At 71.5% G+C, this 18,355-nt stretch carries 15 protein-coding genes and 2 pseudogenes; 5 read left to right on the top strand and 12 right to left on the bottom strand.

Annotated features, from left to right (window positions below):
- Positions 1–10: 10 nt before the first annotated feature.
- Genes AB0D31_RS12045 through AB0D31_RS12035 form a run of 3 tightly spaced genes read right to left on the bottom strand, consistent with a single transcriptional unit; the run spans position 11 to position 3,881 of the window.
- Complete coding sequence (locus AB0D31_RS12045; protein ID WP_362720578.1) at positions 11–1,045, bottom strand: phytoene/squalene synthase family protein; 1,035 nt, start codon at positions 1,043–1,045, stop codon at positions 11–13.
- On the bottom strand, positions 1,045–2,598 hold the full coding sequence (gene crtI / locus AB0D31_RS12040; protein WP_362720575.1) for a phytoene desaturase family protein: 1,554 nt from the start codon (positions 2,596–2,598) through the stop codon (positions 1,045–1,047). Before crtI ends, AB0D31_RS12045 begins: the two co-directional genes overlap by 1 nt.
- Complete coding sequence (locus tag AB0D31_RS12035; RefSeq protein ID WP_362720572.1) at positions 2,595–3,881, bottom strand: polyprenyl synthetase family protein; 1,287 nt, start codon at positions 3,879–3,881, stop codon at positions 2,595–2,597. The genes crtI and AB0D31_RS12035 overlap by 4 nt, the downstream gene beginning before the upstream one ends.
- 225 nt (positions 3,882–4,106) lie before the next feature.
- On the opposite strand from AB0D31_RS12035, the gene AB0D31_RS12030 reads away from it, so the two are divergent.
- Positions 4,107–5,342: a lycopene cyclase family protein gene (locus AB0D31_RS12030; protein WP_362720569.1), complete on the top strand. Its 1,236-nt coding sequence runs from the start codon at positions 4,107–4,109 to the stop codon at positions 5,340–5,342.
- Between the two features lie 79 nt (positions 5,343–5,421).
- Complete coding sequence (locus AB0D31_RS12025) at positions 5,422–6,969, top strand: NAD(P)/FAD-dependent oxidoreductase (RefSeq protein WP_362720567.1); 1,548 nt, start codon at positions 5,422–5,424, stop codon at positions 6,967–6,969.
- A 132-nt stretch (positions 6,970–7,101) separates the two neighbouring features.
- Here AB0D31_RS12025 and AB0D31_RS12020 read toward each other — a convergent pair whose 3' ends face one another.
- A complete protein-coding gene (locus AB0D31_RS12020) occupies positions 7,102–8,226 on the bottom strand; it encodes a zinc-binding dehydrogenase (protein WP_362720564.1) in 1,125 nt (374 codons plus the stop codon).
- Between the two features lie 130 nt (positions 8,227–8,356).
- Between AB0D31_RS12020 and AB0D31_RS12015 the strand changes: the two genes are divergently transcribed.
- Together AB0D31_RS12015 and AB0D31_RS12010 are read left to right on the top strand one after the other, a co-directional pair.
- Positions 8,357–9,250: a LysR family transcriptional regulator gene (locus AB0D31_RS12015; RefSeq protein ID WP_362720562.1), complete on the top strand. Its 894-nt coding sequence runs from the start codon at positions 8,357–8,359 to the stop codon at positions 9,248–9,250.
- Between the two features lie 105 nt (positions 9,251–9,355).
- Positions 9,356–9,766 (top strand): PPOX class F420-dependent oxidoreductase, encoded by a 411-nt coding sequence (locus AB0D31_RS12010; RefSeq protein ID WP_362720561.1) that lies wholly within the window; start codon positions 9,356–9,358, stop codon positions 9,764–9,766.
- Positions 9,767–9,852: 86 nt separating this feature from the next.
- On the opposite strand, the gene AB0D31_RS12005 is transcribed toward AB0D31_RS12010, so the two are convergent.
- The gene (locus AB0D31_RS12005; protein WP_362720558.1) at positions 9,853–10,551 is read right to left on the bottom strand and encodes a hypothetical protein; all 699 of its coding nucleotides are present in this window, start codon (positions 10,549–10,551) and stop codon (positions 9,853–9,855) included.
- A 327-nt stretch (positions 10,552–10,878) separates the two neighbouring features.
- On the opposite strand from AB0D31_RS12005, the pseudogene AB0D31_RS12000 reads away from it, so the two are divergent.
- Positions 10,879–11,331 (top strand): annotated as a pseudogene (locus tag AB0D31_RS12000) (MerR family transcriptional regulator); the annotation flags it as partial.
- Between the two features lie 61 nt (positions 11,332–11,392).
- Here AB0D31_RS12000 and AB0D31_RS11995 read toward each other — a convergent pair.
- The 7 genes and pseudogenes from AB0D31_RS11995 to AB0D31_RS11965 all read right to left on the bottom strand — a co-directional run bounded on the left by AB0D31_RS11995 (position 11,393) and on the right by AB0D31_RS11965 (position 18,327).
- Positions 11,393–11,971: a hypothetical protein gene (locus AB0D31_RS11995; RefSeq protein ID WP_362720555.1), complete on the bottom strand. Its 579-nt coding sequence runs from the start codon at positions 11,969–11,971 to the stop codon at positions 11,393–11,395.
- A gap of 169 nt (positions 11,972–12,140) precedes the next feature.
- The gene (locus AB0D31_RS11990; RefSeq protein ID WP_362720554.1) at positions 12,141–12,932 is read right to left on the bottom strand and encodes an endonuclease/exonuclease/phosphatase family protein; all 792 of its coding nucleotides are present in this window, start codon (positions 12,930–12,932) and stop codon (positions 12,141–12,143) included.
- A 99-nt stretch (positions 12,933–13,031) separates the two neighbouring features.
- Positions 13,032–13,532: a hypothetical protein gene (locus tag AB0D31_RS11985; protein ID WP_362720551.1), complete on the bottom strand. Its 501-nt coding sequence runs from the start codon at positions 13,530–13,532 to the stop codon at positions 13,032–13,034.
- A gap of 96 nt (positions 13,533–13,628) precedes the next feature.
- Positions 13,629–14,186 (bottom strand): annotated as a pseudogene (locus tag AB0D31_RS11980) (hypothetical protein).
- A gap of 364 nt (positions 14,187–14,550) precedes the next feature.
- A complete protein-coding gene (locus tag AB0D31_RS11975) occupies positions 14,551–15,246 on the bottom strand; it encodes a formyltransferase family protein (protein WP_362720548.1) in 696 nt (231 codons plus the stop codon).
- A gap of 43 nt (positions 15,247–15,289) precedes the next feature.
- The gene (locus tag AB0D31_RS11970) at positions 15,290–16,528 is read right to left on the bottom strand and encodes a cytochrome P450 (RefSeq protein ID WP_362720545.1); all 1,239 of its coding nucleotides are present in this window, start codon (positions 16,526–16,528) and stop codon (positions 15,290–15,292) included.
- A complete protein-coding gene (locus AB0D31_RS11965; RefSeq protein WP_362720542.1) occupies positions 16,525–18,327 on the bottom strand; it encodes a type I polyketide synthase in 1,803 nt (600 codons plus the stop codon). The genes AB0D31_RS11970 and AB0D31_RS11965 overlap by 4 nt, the downstream gene beginning before the upstream one ends.
- Between the last annotated feature and the right edge of the window lie 28 nt (positions 18,328–18,355).

Raw genomic sequence — 18,355 nt, 5'->3', positions numbered from 1 at the left:
CGCCTGCCCGCTATCGTTCCAGCCGGCCTTGGAACGCTCCGGCCGCCACGACGGCGGCTGCGGCGGCCGCGGCGCTGTTCGGGGCTCCGGTGTGCACGACGGTGTCCGGTGCCCGCCGGTGCCGTGCTCGCGCGCGGCTGACAAGTCCGTCCAGTGCGATCAGGGCGCGCCGGCCGCGCGGGACCACGGCACGGCGGTGCACGACCTGGTAGTCGTCGGCGGCGATGGCGTCCAGGATGCCGCGGTAGAGCACGAAGGCGGTACGGATGCAGGGCCGGGACCGCGGGCTGAGCATCGCGATGCCCGGCGCGGCCTCCCGGTAGGTGCGCCGGATGACGTGCTCCGCCGCTTTCAGCGCCCTCGTGATGCGGGGATCGCCCTCTCCCGTCCGTCTGCTCCACTCCAGGAGGTCCCGGTCGACGCCGTGCGCGGCGAGGAGATCGAGGGGCAGATAGATCCGTCCCCGGTCCAGGTCTTCGCCGACGTCGCGCAGGAAGTTGGTGAGTTGGAACGCCACGCCCAGGGCCGCCGCATGCGGTTCGGCCTCGGCGGCCGGCACCACCGTGCCCAGAACCGGCAGCATCTGCAGGCCGATGACCGCCGCCGAGCCGTGCATGTAGGAGCGCAGGTCCGCGTAGGTGGCGTAGGAGGTGACCGTCAGGTCGCTGCGCATGGACGCCATGAAATCCCGGAACAGTTGGGGGTCGATGGCGTAGCGCTCCGCGGTGTCGGCGACCGCCTGGATGACGGGCCCGGTGGTCCTCGTGCCGGGGCGCATCCCGGCGTCGAGGTCCCGGCCCAACTCGTCGAGCGCGCGCCGGCGTTGTGCCGTCGTGGCGGTGTCGTCCAGGACGTCGACGATGTCGTCGGCCCACCGGGCGAATCCGTACAACGCGTGCACCGCCGCCCGGTGTTCGAGCGGAAGCAGCCGTGTGGCCAGGAAATAGGTCCTGCCGTGGCGCGCGTTGAGCGTCCGGCACTGCTGATACGCGTGACGCAGACCGGGGTCGGTGATACCGGCGGCGTTGAGCTCGCGGGCGGTCATCAGGGGCGCTCCTTGGCGGAGTTCGGGGCCTGGGCCAGGTCCGGTCGACGGGGCAGGCGGGGGCGGGGAGCGGCGGCGCCGGTGATGCGCGCAGCGGCGAGCTTCCCCGAGACGAGCACCGTGGGCACGCCGACGCCGGGGGTGGTGCCGCACCCCGCGAGGACGACGTTCTCGGTGCCGTTGACGAGGTTGCGCGGCCGGAACGGGCCGGTCTGCGCGAAGGTGTGGGCGGCGGAGAAGGGGGTGCCGTGCAGGTGGCCCTGGGCCTGCCAGTCGGCCGGCGTGACCAGGTGCTCGTCCGTCACGGATTCGGCGAGGCCGGCCAGGCCCCGGCGTTCCAGTTCGGTGAGGAGTTGGGTGCGGTAGCGCGGCGCGAGCTCGGCCCAGGCCCGCGCGTCCGGACCGATGGCGGTGTTGGGGCACGGCGCCAGGATGTAGTGCAGATGCCGGCCGGGGGGTGCGAGGCCGGGGTCGCTCGCGGTGGGCCGGGTGATGAGGAGCGAAGGGTCGCTCATGAGCCTGCCCTGCCGGGTGACCTCCTCGAACGTCGTCTTCCACGCGGCGCCGAACGAGATGGTGTGGTGCGCCAGTTGGGGCCAGGTCCGGTCGCAGCCGGCGTGCAGGACCACCGCGGAGGGGGCGGCCCGCAGACCCACCGGGCGCCGCGGCGCGCGGCCGAGGAGCCGGTAGGCGACGGGCAGGTCGGCGGTGAGGACGACGGCGTCACACGGGATGCGTTCGTGGTCGGTCACCACCGCGGTGATCCGCTGTCCCGTACGGTCGAGCCGCAGGACGTTCTCGCTGTAACGCAGGTGGGCGCCGGCGGAGGCGGCGGCCTGTGCCATTGCCGCGGGCAGCGCGTGCATGCCGCCGCGCGGGAAGTACACGCCGGCGACGGTGTCCATGTAGGCGATGACGGCGTACGCGGCGAGGGCGCGGGCCGGCGGCACACCCGCGTACAGCGCCTGGAAGGAGAAGACCCTGCGGAGCCGTTCGTCCTTGAGGAAGTGCCCGATGCGGGCATCGAGACGGCCGAAGCCGCCGAGAGCCGCGAGCCGGGCGAGGTCGGGGGTGAGCAGCTGGAGCGGCGAGTCGAAGTTGGTGTCGATGAAGCTGCCGATCTGCGCCCGGTAGAGCTGCTTGAGCCAGTGCCGCAGCTTGCGGTAGCCCTGGGCCTCGCGGGCTCCGGAGAAGCGGGCGACCTCGCACTCCATGGCGTCACCGTCGGTGTGGACGTCCAACGTCGCGCCGTCGGCGAAGTGCGCCCGGTAGGCCGGATGCAGCGCGATCAGCTCCACATGGTCGTACAGGCTCGTGCCGACGGCGGCGAAGGCCTCGTCCGCGAATTCCGGCATGGTCAGCACGGTCGGCCCGGTGTCGCGCACGAAGCCGCCGCCGTCGAGCCGTCCCGCCCGGCCCCCGGGGCCCGGTGACCGTTCGACGAGGGTGACCCGGCGGCCCGCCCCGAGGAGGTGCAGCGCTGCCGAAAGGCCGGCGAGTCCGGCGCCGACGACGACCACGTGGTCGGTGCGGCCCGGGATGGTGCGCCTCATGAGACCTCTTCCGTGCAGGAGACGTGGGTGCCGGGCGGGGAGAGGGTGCCACTGCCCTCGGGAACGGTTACGCCTTCGGGAAGGCCTGGGCCGGAGTGTCCGGCTGCCGTGTGCATCAGGTGGAGGAGGCGGTCATGGCCGTCGGTGTGCAGGCGGGCGTGGCTCAGATGCCGACGGGCCAAGTCCAGCAACTGGCCGATCCTGCGGGTGACGATCCGCCGGGCCCCCGTGGACGTCACGGCCTCACGCACCGCCTGCAATCCGTGAGCGTCGAGGTCGGCCCGGCCCACTTGCCGGGCGAACACCTCCCGCGCCGCGGTGTTCCCGGTGGACTCGGCCCTGGCGAGGGCCACGGCGATCAAATAGGTGGGCTTGCCGCTGCGGATGTCCTGGCCGGGCGGCCTGCCACCGGGCTCGCCGCCACCGGGCTCGCCGAACAAGTCCCTTACGTCGTCGTGGAGTTGGAAGGCGATACCCGCACACCGGCCCGCCGCGCGGAGCGCGGACATGGTCGTCGCGTCGGCTCCCCCGAGCAGCGCGCCGAGCTGGAGAGGTCGCTCCACCGTGTACAGGGCGCTCTTCAGACACGCGGCGCGCACGGCCCGCGCCAGGGACCGTGTCCCGGTGAGCGCGCCGTGCATGTCCAGGTACTGTCCGGCGACCATCTCGGTGCGCATCACGGCCCAGACGGCGCGGACCTCCTTCGCGACGGGCGTGGGCAGTTCGAGTTCCCCGACGACGTCGTCGGCCCAGGCGAGCGCCAGGTCTCCGGCGAGGATCGCGGCGGATTCGCCGAGCCCGCGATGGGCGCCGCCCCTCGCGACGGCGGCGTACTGTCCGGCCACCGCGGCGTGCAGCGACGGTTCGCCGCGCCGCACGAGGTCGCCGTCCATGACATCGTCGTGGATCAGGGCACAGCACTGGAGGAGTTCGAGGGCCGCGGACAGGTCGAGCGCGGCATCCGTCCGCGCGTCGCCCGGCTGCGAGCACCCGCGCAGACCCCACCACAGGAACTGCGGCCGTACACGTTTTCCGCCGCCGAGCACGAACCGCTCCAGACGCGCCGCCACGTCGTGCGCGAACGTCTCATCGAGCGCGTCGGCCCACGCCATGCGCTTCCCGAGCCACCCCTGCAGCCGGCAGCGGACCGCCGCGGGGACGTCGACGTCGACCTCCGCATACCCGAGCACGGGCACGGGCGCCGGGCCGTCCGCGTCCCCCGGCGTCGCAGGGGAGCCCCCGCGGCGCAGACTTTCGCGCCGCCGACCGTCTTCCCCGTCCATCGCGGCAGCTCCTTCGGCTTGTCCATCCAGGGCGGTCTGCAGACCCCCTTCCGAGGCGGTGCCCGCCGGAGCGGCGGATACGCAGGGCGGCCATCAGTCGTCGCCCATTCGGCGTGAACACGAACTCATCGTGGTACTGGTGACCACGGCACGCCTTCACGTACCGGACCGCGGCAGAAGCAAACCTGATGGAGTCACTCGATTAGGGCGAGGGGAGCATCGACGTTGGACGAATCCGACGTGGACGAAGCCGGCGTGGACGAAGCCGATGTGGTCGTCGTCGGGGCGGGCGCGGCCGGCCTGTCCCTGGCCGAGCGGCTCGCCACGACCGAATTCGCCGCGGGGCCGCCGTCCGTCGTGCTGCTCGACGCCCCTCCGGGCCCGCTTCGCCCGCCCCGCCGAACCTGGTGCTTCTGGGAGGACGGCCCCGGACGCTACGACGCCGCGGTCACCGCTTCCTGGCGCTCCCTGCGCGTCCACGACCAGCACGGCCGCAGCACCTGCCAGGACATCGCGCCGCTCCAGTACAAAATGATCCGGTCGGACACCTTCCAGACCCTGGTGGACGAGCGCCTCGCCGAAGCCCCGCACATCACGCGGCGTCAAGCCACCGTGGAACGCATCACCCCGGCCGGCCGCGGCAGCCACGTCCATCTGCGCGACGCCGAGGGACGCACCGCCGTCCTGCGCGCGCGGTACGTCTTCGACTCCCGCCCCCCGCGCGTCCTGCCGCCCGCCCGCACCTGCCTGCTGCAGCACTTCCGGGGCTGGTTCGTGCGCACCGCGCGGCCCGTCTTCCATCGGGAGGCCGCGGACCTGATGGACTTCCGCACCCCTCAACCCGCCGATGGCCTGGCCTTCTTCTACGTCCTGCCCACCAGCACCACCACGGCGCTGGTCGAGTACACCCAGTTCTCCACCACCGTGCTGCCCGGCGAGGCATACGACCGGATGCTGCGCGGCCATCTGGCCGACGTCCTCGGCGCGGGCGACTACGACGTGACCGACACCGAGACCGGTGTCATCCCCATGACCGACGGCCACTTCACACGGCAGAGCGCCCCCGGCGTCTACCCCATCGGTGTGGCCGGGGGAGCCGTACGCCCCTCCACCGGATACGCGTTCTCCGCCATCCAGCGCCAAACCACGGCCATCGCCCGCGCGCTGGGCTCGGGGCGCGACCCCCTGCCGCCGGCCCCGCATGCCCGACGGTCCCGAGCCATGGACGCGGTCCTGCTGCGCGGCCTGGCCAGCGGACGGGTGGACGGCGCGGCCTTCTTCGGACAGCTCTTCGCCCACATCCCGATGGAACGTCTGCTGCGTTTCCTGGACGGGCGGACCACGCTGGGCCAGGACATCGCGATCGGGCTCCACACGCCGATCCTGCCCATGGTGCGCAGCGCACTCGCCGCCGCCACCTGCCCGAGACGCTCCGTTCCACCCCCGGTCCGGCCCTCATGAGGGTCCCCCTTCCACCGAGGAACACGATGTCCGTGCCGCCCGAGCCCACCACCTCCTTCGAGGAAAGGGTGTCCACCCGATGAGGAACAGCCGGCCGAGGCCAGGACGCGACACACAAGCACGCCTGCTGCCCGCGCGTCCCGGTACCGCACGCGCCCGCGACGCCAAGTCGCTCTCCGTCGGCGTCGTCGGAGGGGGCATCGCGGGACTTGCGGCGGCGACCGCGCTGGCCGAGCGCGGCGTACGCGTCACCCTGTACGAACGCGCCGACACACTCGGCGGACGCCTGGCCGGATGGCCCACCACCCTGCGCGACGGCAGCCGGGTCACCATGAGCCGGGGCTTCCACGCCTTCTTCCGCCAGTACTACAACCTCCGTGCCCTGCTCCGGCGTACCGACCCCGCACTGCGACGCCTCACACCGCTGCCGGACTATCCGCTGCGGCACGCGGACGGCCTCCACGACAGCTTCGCCGCCGTGCCGAGGACGCCGCCATGGAGCGCCCTGGGCTTCGCCGCCCGCAGCCGCTCCTTCCCGCTGCGCGAGCTCGCCCAGGTGAACGCGGGGGCTGCACTCGGCCTGCTCGACGTCCGCGTCCCCGGCGTCTACGCACGCCTCGACTCCATCAGCGCGTACGACTATCTCGAAACGATCCGGTTCCCCCAGTCCGCCCGCCATCTGGCGTTCGAGGTCTTCTCCCGCAGCTTCTTCGCCGACCCGCGCACCCTGTCGGCCGCCGAGATGGCTCTGATGTTCCACATCTACTTCCTGGGTTCCGCCGAGGGCCTCCTCTTCGACGTGCCCGACGAGCCCTTTCCCCAGGCGCTCTGGGACCCCCTCGCGGACCGGCTGCAAGGGTTGGGCGCGCGGGTACGCACCGCCACGGAGGTCCACGGTGTCACGCCGGACCCCCGAGGCGGCCTGCGCCTGACCACCGCCGAGGAAGACGACCACCACGACGCCTGCGTGCTGGCGTTGAACATCCCCGGCCTTGTCCAACTGGTCTCGAAGAGCCCGGAGTTGGGCGGCCCGGCCTGGCGTGCGCGGGTCGAAGGGCTGCGTACGGCGCCGCCGTTCCTGGTCAGTCGCCTCTGGCTGGACCGGCCCGTCGCCCGCGACCGCCCCGGCTTCCTCGGCACCAGCGGGTACGGCGACCTCGACAACGTCAGCGTGCTCGAACGCTGGGAGGGCGAGGCGGCCCGCTGGAGCGCTCGCACCGGCGGCTCCGTCGTCGAACTGCACGCGTACGCCCAGCCGGAGCACGGTGACCGGCGCGCGGTGCAGGACCGGCTCTTCGACCAGCTGCACCGCGTCTATCCCGAGACACGCGACTGCGCGGTCATCGACGCGCGCCACGAGTGGCGGGACGACTGCCCGCTGTTCCCCGTGGGCGGCTACCAGGACCGGCCGACGGTGCGCACGAGCCACCCCGGCGTCATGCTCGCCGGCGACTCGGTCCGCTGCGACCTGCCGGTCGCGCTGATGGAACGGGCCGCCACGACGGGCATGCTCGCCGCGAACGGGCTGCTCGCGCAGTGGGGCATCGCCGGGCACGACCTGTGGACGGTCCCCCCGCGCGGACGCACCCTCGTGACCCGACGCCTGGCGGCGCTTTCGGGAGGGTGAGAAGCGGTCGGGCAGGGGTGCGGCGAGAGGCCAACGCGCAGTGGAGATACGCATCGCACGCCGAGGGTTCCCCGGGTCGGCCTCGGCGTGCACGTCTCAGCCCGACGCCCTCACTCAGCCCGACATCCGCCCTCAGCCCGACGTCCCGTGGGGCGCGGGCGGGCAGGCGGTCCCGGGCGTGGGGGTGAGGACCGTGCGGTCGAACGGGCCGCTGTGCTCGGCGGCATACGCGATGGCCTCGTTGACCGCGTCGAGACCGAAGGACCGGACCCGCTCAGGGGCGAGGGCAAGGGTGCCCGATGCGAGGAGCCGGATGATGCCGACGTTGGCCGCGCGCGGGTACATCCACTGCCCGCGCACCGTGATCGAGTTGCGCATGATCCACGGGTACGGGAGCGCGAGGTCGTCGCCGCCGAGCATGCCGACGCCGCCCATGAGCACGACACGGCCGTACTCGCGGACCGTCATGGCCGCGGCGCGCGACACGGAGGCGGGAGCGCTCGGCGGGAGCAGGTCGATCACCATGTCGACCGGGCCGTCGGCCGCCGCCGACATCGCCGCACGGTCGGTACTCTCGTCCCCGGTCAGGAGGATGGGGCGCAGCCGCGGCCCGAACCGGTCGGCGAGGAGGTCGAGTACGGCCTTGTTGCGGCCCGGAGCGACCACCCGGCCCGCTCCCATCGCGAGCGCGACCGCCACAGCGCTGCTGCCGAGATTGCCGGTGGCCCCGCTGACGAGCAGGGTCTCACCGGCCCCGAGCCCACCTGCCAACAGCCCGCCATAGGAGATGGCGTGCACGCTGATCGCCGCCCAGCGCGCCGGATCGTCGCCTGCCGCGGCGGGCAGCGGGAAGACGTTCTCCGTAGGGACCCGCATGCGTTCGGCGAACGCGCCGTCATGCATGTGTTCGGCCAGCCGCGCGCCGCCCTCGCCGCGTGAACTCCAGCCCTGCAACGTGATGTCGGGTGTCAGAGCGTCGTCCCGCGAGCGCACCGTCGGGTCGCACCACACGAGATCGCCGACGCGCAGCTTCGTGGCGTCCGGGCCGACGCGGAGGATCCGGCCCACACCTCCGATGCCCGGCACGACGGGAGGGACGAGCGGATATCTGCGCTCGCCACCGAAGACCTCACCCGCGTAGGGCGCCACGCAGGTGGCCACGACCTCGACGATCGCATCGCCGCCGCCGGTCTCGGGATCGGGTACCTCCCGCACCGCCAGCGGGGCGCCGAACCGCGTCAGAACTGCTGCTCGCACGTGCCGACCTCCATGCCTGTCACGTTGGTGGACATCGACGCTTCTTCGTCCATGTCTCCGAGGTCGACAGTAGGACGGGGCCAGGCATGCGGGAAGCGACGATCGGGCATCCGTGGTATGCGTAAGCCGCATGGACATCTCCAGTACGGGACTACGGGTCCTGCGGCAGATCGCCGAGTCCGGCAGCTTCACCGCGGCAGCCGCTCACCTCGGATACACGCAGTCGGCCGTCTCGCGCCAGGCCGCCGCCCTCGAACGCAGTGCGGGCGCCGCCCTCTTCGAACGCCTCCCGGACGGGGTACGGCTCACTCCCTCCGGCCTGACCCTGCTGCGGTACGCGCACACGGTCCTGGCCTCGCTCGCCGCGGCCGAGCGTGAGCTCACGGGCACCGACCCGCGCACCGAACCGGTACGGCTCGGGGTGTTCCTGAGCGCGGGCGCGGCAATCCTGCCGGCCGTGCTCGCGCACCTCGCGGCGGACCGTCCACAGATCACGGTCACCACGACCGAGGGCACCACACCCACCCTCGTCCGAGCCCTGCGCGCGGGCTCGCTCGACCTCGCCGTCCTGACGTCCCGCCCACCGCACCGGCCCTTCGACGGCGACTCGCCGCGGCTCCACGTCGAAACCGTCGTGGACACCGAACTGGTCGTGGCGGTGCCGTCGGTCGGCGCCTTCGCGGGACGCGCCACCGTGCACGTCGACGAGCTGGCCGACGCCGCATGGATCGCCACCCCGTCATCGGGCTCCGAGCCGCTGCTCGGCGCGTGGCCCGGCCTGCCCGGCCGGCCGCGCATCGTGCACTCCTCGCGCGACTGGCTGGCCAAGCTCCACCTTGTCGCCGGCGGCTTCGGTGTGACGACGGTGCCGGCCCGGCTCGCGCCGGTGCTGCCTCCCGGCGTAAGCCTGCTGCACGTCGAGGGCGCACCGCCCGAGGTCCGCCGGGTGCTGGTGGCACGCCGGCCGGGCTGCGCCAACCCGGCGGTCACGGCCGTCATTCGAGCGATCATGGCGAGCGCTTGAGCCGCGCACCATCGGACGCCGGACGTGCGGCGCCGGCCACCCGCACGGGGGCCGGGAGGCGGGAAGCCGATCGACACCGCCCGACGCTGCGGCTAGGGTCGCCGGGTGACGATCAGCTTGAACGAGGCAGCCCGTAAGCTTCTTGACGACGTGAACCCCGCGGTGCTGGCCACCCTCAACCCCGACGGCAGCCCGCAGACCTCGGTGGTCTGGGTCGGCCGGGACGGCGACGAGCTGTTGATCTCCTCGGCAGCCGGCCGCCGCAAGGTCACCAACATGGAGCGCGACGCACGGGTCAGCCTGACGGTCTACGACCGGGCCGACCCGCAGCGCTACTTGGAGGTACGCGGCAGCGCGACCGTCGCCGAAGACCTGGGCCGGAAGGTGGCCGTCGCCCTGGCCGAGCAGTACGAGGGGCCGGGCGCGGGCCAGGAGTACGTGGATCTGCCACCGGAGGTGGTGCGGGTGGCCGTGCGGATCACCCCACGGCGGCTGGTCGGAACCTTCGCGCACTGAGCGACGGATCCGGCCCTCGGTGCGGAAGCCCGCCGAGCGGGCCATCGCCTCCGCGGACGAGAGGCCGGATGAGCCGGACGACCGGGCTACTTCTCCGAGGCGAGCTGCTTGAGGTCGACGGTCTGGTCGGCCGGCGGCTGCGGAGGATCGACGGGCTTGTCGTAGTCGGTGAAGAGCGTGGTTTCGGGCGCCGTGCCGGTGGTCGTGACCTTGAGGATATAGGGCTTGCCGTCGGTGGCGACGAACATCGACTGGGTCTTGCCGTCCTTCTGCTTCTTGAGCTCGACGGCCCTCTTGCCGTCGATGGTGGTGGTGTCGCCCCGGGACATGCCCTGACGTTCGGACTTGTCCTCGTCCATGGTCGCCAGCAGGCCCTGCTTGTCGCACAGTCCCGTCAACTGGTCGTCGGCGGCCGGCATCCGCACCCACTTGTCGGCGACCTTCGGCACCATCTTCTCGGCTTGGGGCTGCTGCTTGAGGTTGGCCTGCCAATAGGCGCTGTTGCCCTTGAGATAGAGCGTGGCGTCCTTGTGCCGGACGTCCGAGACGGCTTGGGCGTTGGTGACGGTGCCCTGGCAGTTCTTCTGGCTGTCGACGGAGAGGTCGATCCCCACCTTCTGCCCGCCCGACTGGGTGACCGTGCCCTTCATGTGCATCGAGTCGGCCTGTCGGGTCGCCTCGACGGCCTTCGCGGCGATCTGGTCGGCGCTCTGCCCTTTGAACGCCTCGTCGCCGCTTCCACCGCATGCCGCGGTGCTCGCCAGACATAACCCAATTACCGCCATCGCTGCCGCTGTTCGTGTCGTACCGCGCATGTGTGCCCGCTCCTTCTGTCGCCGTCCGCCGCGGCTCCCTCGGGGGCCGCCTGCGCCGCGCACGGTCCCTGTGACCGTGCCGTGCACCGCCTGGTACCCAGGGAACGCAGAGGATCACGGGGTGGCAGTGGTTCCGGATAGCGACCCCGGGGGCAGGGCGGCCCGGGTGCGCCGAGAGGTGCTGGTCGGCGGCGGTACCCGATGCTGACGCAACGTCAGGAGGCGTGATCGAGCAGGGGACTTGACCCTCACGCGGCGTCAGGCCGCACACTCGGTGCCGTGGAAGACCACTGGACCGTGGGACGCGTCGCCGGGCTGGCCGGCGTGAGCGTCCGCACGCTGCATCACTATGACGAGATCGGGCTCGTCCGGCCGTCGGCGCGGACCGAGGCCGGATACCGGGCCTATGTGCCGGACGACGTGGAACGGCTGCGGAAGGTGCTGGCCTATCGGCGGCTGGGCTTCGGGCTGCGCGAGGTCGCGGAGCTGGTCGACGATCCGTCCACGGACGCGGTCGCGCACCTGCGCCGGCTACGCGGCCTGCTGCTGGAGCGGCGTGATCGCGCCGACGCGATGGTGGCGGCCATCGACAGGGAACTCACGTCACGGGCGAAGGGCCTGAAGGTGACACCGGAAGAACAACTGGAAGTGCTCGGTGCGCGGCTGTACGACGCGATCGGTGGCGCCTACACCGCGACACGGCGTACGGACCTGCGGATCGCCGCGCGGATCTGGGACGCGCTCGGCGACGAGGCGTACTGGCGCCGGCCGGGCGCGTATCGCTCGGCCCAGAAGTGGCTTGGGCAGCCTGCTACTTGCCCGCCATGGGATGCAAAGTAGCGTAGAAATCCCGGGCCTTGATCTTCGCCATGCGGCCGTCGGGGTGGTGGAACACCAGGCCTTCCGCATGCTCGAATTCCGCGAGCTGGAGGACGGTGGACCGGAGGGTCTCCAGACTGCGGTCCGCGAGGACGACTACGGCCGCCTCCGCGTGCGCGATGAGCTGGTGCGCGGGGGTGCCCTCCGGGTTGGCGTTGATTCTCGGGCCGACCAGCTCGTAAGTGCCGGGTGCGAACGGTCCTTCAGCCCCGGCTGCCGCCTCGGCATGGAACTTCGCGAACGGCGACTGCTCAACCGGCTCCCACCCGACGGTCCGCCCCGTGACGTCGTCGGTGCCGACGGCCCGGAACCCGGGCGGGACGGCCTTCCCGGGCTTGACCTCACGACGGGCCCACCAAGCGGCGCCGTCGTACAGGACGCACGTCCCGTCGTACTTCCGCGTGGCTACGCCTTCACCGGCCGTCACCCACTCGCATCCGGCGGCGACCTTCGGCAGGACGTAACGGCGGTCCTCGGGGTTCCGCACGAACATCGTCGGGATCTTCCGCATGTCGACACTCCTTGCTGGCGGTTGGTGCTCATTGTGCGATGCCGGCGCTCGCCGTGGCGCGGCAATTACCGGCGAGCCTGCGGGGCATGCTCGCACCGCGCGGCCGTGGTGCGTGGCGCCGCCGGCCACGATGACGGGACGGGTGGCTCCGCGTGGCAGGGAGTGCGGACTACGGCGTCGCCGGTACGCGCAGCGCGGCCAGTACCGGCAGATGGTCCGTGGCTGCTCGGAGGTCCTGTTCCGCGATGCCGGGGAGCCCCATCGGAACGCCGGCCCCGAGTACCTCCACGCCCTGGGTGGCGAAGACCGCGTCGATGCGCTGCAGCGGATCACCGAGCCGGGTGGTGTGCTCCCGCCCCCACGGCTTGGTCGCCCACCCGTCCTGGAGCGACCGCGCCAGCAGACCGAACGTACGGCCGTCGGGACGGTCGTTGAAGTCTCCCCCGACGACGGCGTGCGGCACGTCCAGGGCGGCCAGTCGGTCGAGGAGCAGCCCGCCCTGCTGATAGCGCTCCTCGGCGTTGACGCTCAGATGACAACTGACCACCCCGAGCCGGGCTCCGCCGAAGCGCAGGACCGCGGTGGCGAAGCCGCGTTGGTGCAGGCCGGGGGTGCGGGGGAGCAGGATGTCCTCGGTGCGCTCCACGTGGGCGCGCAGGGAGGCGAGGACCATGGGGCCGGACGCGGTGGCGCCGCCGGTGACGTACACGAGCTCCGAGGTCCTGGCGAGACGAGCGGCCGCCTTGCGCCAGCGGAAGAAACGCGGCGCTTCCTGTACGCAGACGACGTCGGGCCGGCAGGCCCGGATGACCCGGGCCAGGGCCGGGACGTCATCACGCATGGAGCGGACGTTGTAGCTGAGCACGCGCACGACGGCCGAACCGTCGGACTCCGTCGCGGACTCCGGCAGATCCCGTAGATCCAGTAGATCCCGTAGATCCCGCAGGCTTTCGCTCCCCATGGTTCCCCTTCGGCTCCGGCAGCACGGCGGCAGGTGGACCGCTCAAGCCTGCCCTCCGCCATTCACCCACATGCGGTCACCGAACGGGGGGCGTGACGCCTATGTGCTCAGCAGCCGGTTGAAGAACGAACGGTACTGCTTCAGGGCGACGCGAAGATCCTCCGTCGCCACCTCCTCGCCGCGGTGCCACTGGCCTTCCAGGTCACGCTTGTGAGCCGAGAACGTCGTGGCGAGGGCCTGCATCGTCTCGGCGACGAGTTGATCGGCCGCGTTGACGGAGTCCTTGGGGTCGTCGACGAACTGGCTCTGGGTCCGCTGCCACCTCGCGCGGAACTCCTCCTGCTCCGCGCCGAGCAGCGGTTCGTTCTCCTCGGCCGGCTCCGCGTCCCCGCCTCCGTCCGCGGGTGCCTGTGCCGCGCCGGCATCGTCCTCCCGGTCCTCCGGGTCGGGATACGGCGTGGTGGCCTCTCCGGGGTAGGCCGGCGGGGTGTCGGCGAAGCCGGGGTCCTCGCTCCCGGTGTCCTGCCCCCGCGTACCGGCCAAGTCGTCCGTGGACAGGGCGTCGCCATCAACGGGTCGGGGTGTCTCCGCGTTGCTCATCTCTGCACATCCATCCGTACGTCCGTACGTCCTTGCTTCCGCCGGCCATGCAGGAACACCGCATCGCCGGCGGCCCTCAGCCGATGGGTCGGCGGCTCACGCCGCGTTCCCGCCCGGCCGGTCTCCGTTGTGGAGCAGTTCCTCGAACAGCGCGCGGTAGTGCACCATCGCGCCGCGCAGCTCCTCCGTGGTCGCCTGATGGCGACTGCTGCGATCGTTGACGTCGTGGGCGGCGCGGTAGTGCTCCAGGGTTCTGCCATGCTCGACCGACAAGTCCTTGACCTGCTGCTCGTACCCTTCCGTGGGGTAGCCGCGCTCGCTCATGAGCGTCGTGACGAGCCGGTCCGCGTCGTGGACGGCGTCGTCGGGCCGGTCGACGAACTGCTCCTGCACACGGGCCCAGTCCTAGGAGTACCGGTCACGTACGGCAGCGGGCAGGGGCTTGATGTCCAGCGCGTCGTGACGCTCCTGGCGCTCGCGCAGTTCGTGCTCGCCGGCCCGACGGCTCTCCTGCGCCTCTACGGTGCGCTCGTACTCCGGACCGAACCGCTCCTGCAACTTGCGCCGGCGCATCACGACCAGGCGCGCTGCCACCGCACAGGCGATGAGTACCACCACGACGGCGACGATGATGATGATGACGGTGAGGGACATCGAGTCCTCCGCTCCTTGACCGCCCAGCACGCCGCGGTCCTCCGAGGAGGGCGATGTCCTCGCCCGGAGGCCCGGCAGGGATCCCGCCACCGGCGTGCGTGCGTGGCGGGGACGGGGCCACCCCCCGCCATCTGCCTCCAGGACACCGGGATCGTCCCGGTGTCCTGGAGGCAGATGGCGGGTTCGGCCAACGGAGCAGTCACGCGGAGTCGTGTTCGCACACGGCCCCGACGGTTGTCCGGCAGTCACCTCCGACCGATGCGGATGTTCTGCCTCCGGTTCCTATCGTGCTCCTTGACGCGGCCGGCGACAAGGAGCACCGGTAAGAGGCCGATACGGATCGGACGCTCATGGAAGCACCGCGTCACGACTGGTGGAGCGCCCACTTGCTGCCGTCGACCGGTGCCGTGCCGGGCAGCGCGATGAGTTCGGGCTTGAACAGGGGCTTCGCGTCCATCGCCGGCTCCCAGGTCGCCAGCTTCTCGTCCTGGGGAACCTCGATCCGCCGGTCCTGCGCAAGGTCCGTGACCACCTTCAGGAGCAGCCGAACGCCCAGCGGCGCCAGATGCTCGCGCCACAGGCTCTGCGCGGTCGAGCCCGGCGGCACGAGGAGGTGCTCCTGGGCGGCGAGCGGGCCGGCGTCGGTCCGCTCGGTCAGGTGGTAGACGCTGCCGCCCGTCACCTTGTCACCGTCCCGGATCGTCCACCGGATCGCGTCACGGCCCCGGTGCAGAGGCAGCAGGCTCGGGTGGTAGCCGACGCAGGCTACGGCGGCCCGGGCGCGTGTGCGGCGGCCGAGGAAGGCGTGGGAGTGGGCGGCCACGATGATGTCCACCCCGTCGGGGATGTGCATGGCCCGCAGCTCGGCCGAGTCCGTCCACGGGATGCTCCGCGGGTAGGCCCAGGAACGCAGACGGTCCCAAGCCATCGCGTTGCTCTCGTCGCACTGCCCCCGGCGCAGCCGGGGCGCCGCCGCGCCGACGATCTTGTGGCCCTCCTCCACCAGGGCGTCCCCGACCTGCACCGCGAACGCCCCTCGCCCCGACAGGTAGATGTTCACTCGTGCCCCCGGTGTGGTCCGGCGCCAAAAGGATTGCCGCTCATCAATCGACCTCTTTCAGTCCGCGGTGGTCGGGCCGGAACCGCACGGGCAGCGTCGAGAAGCCGGTCAGGAAGTTGGACCGGATGCGCAGCGCGTCGTCGGTCCGCTCGAAGCCGGTGGTGAAGTCCCGTAGCGCCATGAGCAGTTCGGAGATCTCCACCTTGGCCAGATAGGAGCCGACGCAGAAGTGCGGGCCATAGCCGAAGGCCAGGTGTTTGTTGGGGGTGCGGCCGAGGTCGAAGACCCCGGGCCGGTCGAAGGTGCGCTCGTCCCGGTTGCCCGACGCATGCCAGAGCGTCACGATCTCGCCCGGCCGCAGCCGTACACCGTGCAGCTCCGTCTCGTGAACGACACTGCGCCCGAAGTGCATCGTGGGTGACGCCCAGCGCAGCACCTCGTCCACCGCCGTGTCGACCGACACCTTTCCGCCCTTGAGTCGCTGCCACTGCTCGCGCTGGTCCGCGAGCGTGTGCACGCAGTCGATCATCGTGAGGCGGCTGGTCTCGTCGCCGCCGATGATCAGGCTGTAGCAGTTGAGCACGACGTCCTCGTCGGACAGCGGCACCCCGTCGATGGAGCTGGCGATGAGCCTGCTGATCACGTCGTCGCCCGGTGACTCGCGCCGCTCCTCGACGATGTCCATGAAGTACATGAGGAGCTCGTTGCGGGCCATCTCGGAGTCGACCTCGTCGACGCCCTCGTCGTCCGTCGACAGCGCCGTTTTGGTCAGGGAGAGAAGGAACTCCCGGTCCTGCTCGGGTACGCCGAGCAGGTTCGAAATCGTGGTCATCGGGATCCGGCCGGCGATCTCCTCGGCGAAGTCGCAGCCACCCGACTCGACCGCCTCGCGCATCAGTCGCCGGGTGTTGTCCCGTACCGTCCTGGCCACCTGGTCGAGGACCCTCGGCGAGAGCACCCGCTGAAGGATCTTGCGCAGCTCGTGGTGGCGGTGTCCGTCGGTGACGGCCAGCATCTTGCCGGCGCCGGCGTCACCGCCCTCCAACAGGGTGACCAGCACATTGCCGCGTTCGGACGTGAAGTTCACGTTGTCCCGGTAGGTGGCCATGATGTCGTCGTAGCGGGAAAGCACCCAAAAGCCCCGGCGGCCGGCGGCCGGAGGGTTCCAGTACACCGGGGCGGTGTCGCGCAGGGTGCGCCAGAACGCGTCGAGGCCGCGGCCGGTGAAAGTGCCGGGGTCGCCCAGGTCCACGGTGTCCAGCGCCGGAGTGCTCACGCTCACCAGTCCGTACGCCAGAACCGGCGGGGCCGGAACGGATAGGTGGGCAGCGGCACGCGGTGGCTGGCCTCCCCGTGGTGCAGGGCGCCGAAGTCGACCCGCTCGCCGGTCACCCAGGCGGCCGCCAGATCGGACAGCGCCCGCGTGTCCGTCCCGGATGTCCCGGACGTCCCGGTGCAGACGATGCCGTCGTCGCCACGCTGGAAGGAGTCCACGGCGACGCTGGGCGCCGCGGCGGTCGACGTGACCTGGGTACCGGCGGATGTGCCGGAGAGCGCCGCGATCAACTCCTCGCGGCTGCGCACGACGGCCGCCCACCGGCGACCCATCACCTTGCGCCCCAGGTTGAGGCTGTAACAGATGTCGTCGAGCCGTTGGTCGGGGTGGGCCGCGAGCCACTCCCGCAGCCGTGTGCGCTGATGGGCCAGCGCCTCGTCGTCCAGGGCGGACAACGTGGCGAGACGCGGTGTGCCGGCGGCCTCGGGGGCGCGCCCGGCGACGGCCGGCGGCTCCTCCAGAACCAGGTGGGCGTTGTAGCCGCCGCCACCGATCGAGGTGATGCCCGCGCGGCGAATGCCGGACTCGCTCTCCCAGCCGGCCGTCTCACGCTGCGGTACGAACGGGGTGCTGGGGAAGTCGAGGTCCTCGTTGACCTCCGTCAGGTTGATCGTCTCCGGAAGCGTCCGGTGGTAGAGGGCGAGCGCGGCCTTCATCGCGCCGAAGCCGCCCGACACCACACCGCCGTGGCCCACGTTGCCCTTGACGCCGCCGATCGAGGTGGTGGCGGTCTGCTTGCCGAACGCCATGCTCGCCGCGTGCACCTCCAGCTCGTCGGTCATCGGCAGACCGAGACCGTTGGCCTCGTACAGGGACACCGTGTCCGGGGTGACACCACCGACCTCCATGGCGGCGGCGATGCACGCGCTGAGCCGCTCGGGCTGCGCCAGACCGTAGGCCATCGCGCTGACACCGTTGTTGTTGACGGCAGAGCCCTTGACCACGGCGTAGATGTGGTCGCGGTCGGCGACGGCCTCGGCCACCGGCTTGAGCAGTACCGTGACGACACCGCTGGACAGCGCGGTGCCGGTGCCGTTGGCGTCGAAGGGGCGGCAGTGGCCGTCCTTGGACAGGACGCGGTTCTCTTCCCACAAGTGACCGCGCGGGTGCGGCAGTCGGACCATCGCGCCGCCCGCGATCGCCATGTCGGTCTGCCCGAGCAGCAGCGACTGGCACGCCAGGTGCACCGCGTAGTGGAAGCCGGCGCAGACGGCTGCCACGGTGACGGCCTCGCCGGTCAGGCCCATGTAGTACAGAGCGTTCGACGTCATGGTGTCCGGCGACCACGCCAGACTCGCCTCGATCGCCTCGGGGCCGACCGACACGCGGTCCGGCGGGGAGCTGTAGAGCGCGGCGGTCTGCGGATTGTTGGCGCCGTACATGCCGATCTCGGCGTCGAGCCGGTCCGGATCGTACCCGCCGTCCTCCAGCGTCTCCCACGCGCTCTCCAGGAACAGCCGGTTCTCCGGTGTCATCGCCGACGCCATGCGGTCGCTGATGCCGAACACCGACGGATCGAACTGGTCGTACCCGTCGAGCACGCCGCAGGCACGCACATAGAACGGGCTGTGGATCAGTGTCTCGTCGACGAGGATGTCGTCCTTGGCGAGGAAGGAGACGGACTCCCTGCCGTGCACGAGGTTGTCCCAGAACTGTTCCTTCGTCCTGGCTCCCGGTGCACGCAGCGACATGCCGATGACGGCCACATCGCCCGGGTCGTAGTCCTGCTCGGGGCTGTCGGTCATGAGGGGCTCCTGTGTCGAGTCGAGGGGT

This window comes from Streptomyces sp. NPDC048361 (assembly GCF_040651795.1).
Lineage (GTDB): Bacteria > Actinomycetota > Actinomycetes > Streptomycetales > Streptomycetaceae > Streptomyces.
The sequence above is the reverse complement of the archived record's forward strand: the minus strand, read 5'-3'. Positions and strand labels throughout refer to the sequence as shown.

Coding starts and splice junctions, on each gene's coding strand:
- AB0D31_RS12045 (WP_362720578.1), bottom strand. CDS start 1,045: ATGACCGCCCGCGAGCTCAACGCCGCCGGTATCACCGACCCCGGTCTG.
- crtI (WP_362720575.1), bottom strand. CDS start 2,598: ATGAGGCGCACCATCCCGGGCCGCACCGACCACGTGGTCGTCGTCGGC.
- AB0D31_RS12035 (WP_362720572.1), bottom strand. CDS start 3,881: ATGGACGGGGAAGACGGTCGGCGGCGCGAAAGTCTGCGCCGCGGGGGC.
- AB0D31_RS12025 (WP_362720567.1), top strand. CDS start 5,422: ATGAGGAACAGCCGGCCGAGGCCAGGACGCGACACACAAGCACGCCTG.
- AB0D31_RS12015 (WP_362720562.1), top strand. CDS start 8,357: ATGGACATCTCCAGTACGGGACTACGGGTCCTGCGGCAGATCGCCGAG.
- AB0D31_RS12005 (WP_362720558.1), bottom strand. CDS start 10,551: ATGGCGGTAATTGGGTTATGTCTGGCGAGCACCGCGGCATGCGGTGGA.
- AB0D31_RS11995 (WP_362720555.1), bottom strand. CDS start 11,971: ATGCGGAAGATCCCGACGATGTTCGTGCGGAACCCCGAGGACCGCCGT.
- AB0D31_RS11990 (WP_362720554.1), bottom strand. CDS start 12,932: ATGGGGAGCGAAAGCCTGCGGGATCTACGGGATCTACTGGATCTACGG.
- AB0D31_RS11985 (WP_362720551.1), bottom strand. CDS start 13,532: ATGAGCAACGCGGAGACACCCCGACCCGTTGATGGCGACGCCCTGTCC.
- AB0D31_RS11965 (WP_362720542.1), bottom strand. CDS start 18,327: ATGACCGACAGCCCCGAGCAGGACTACGACCCGGGCGATGTGGCCGTC.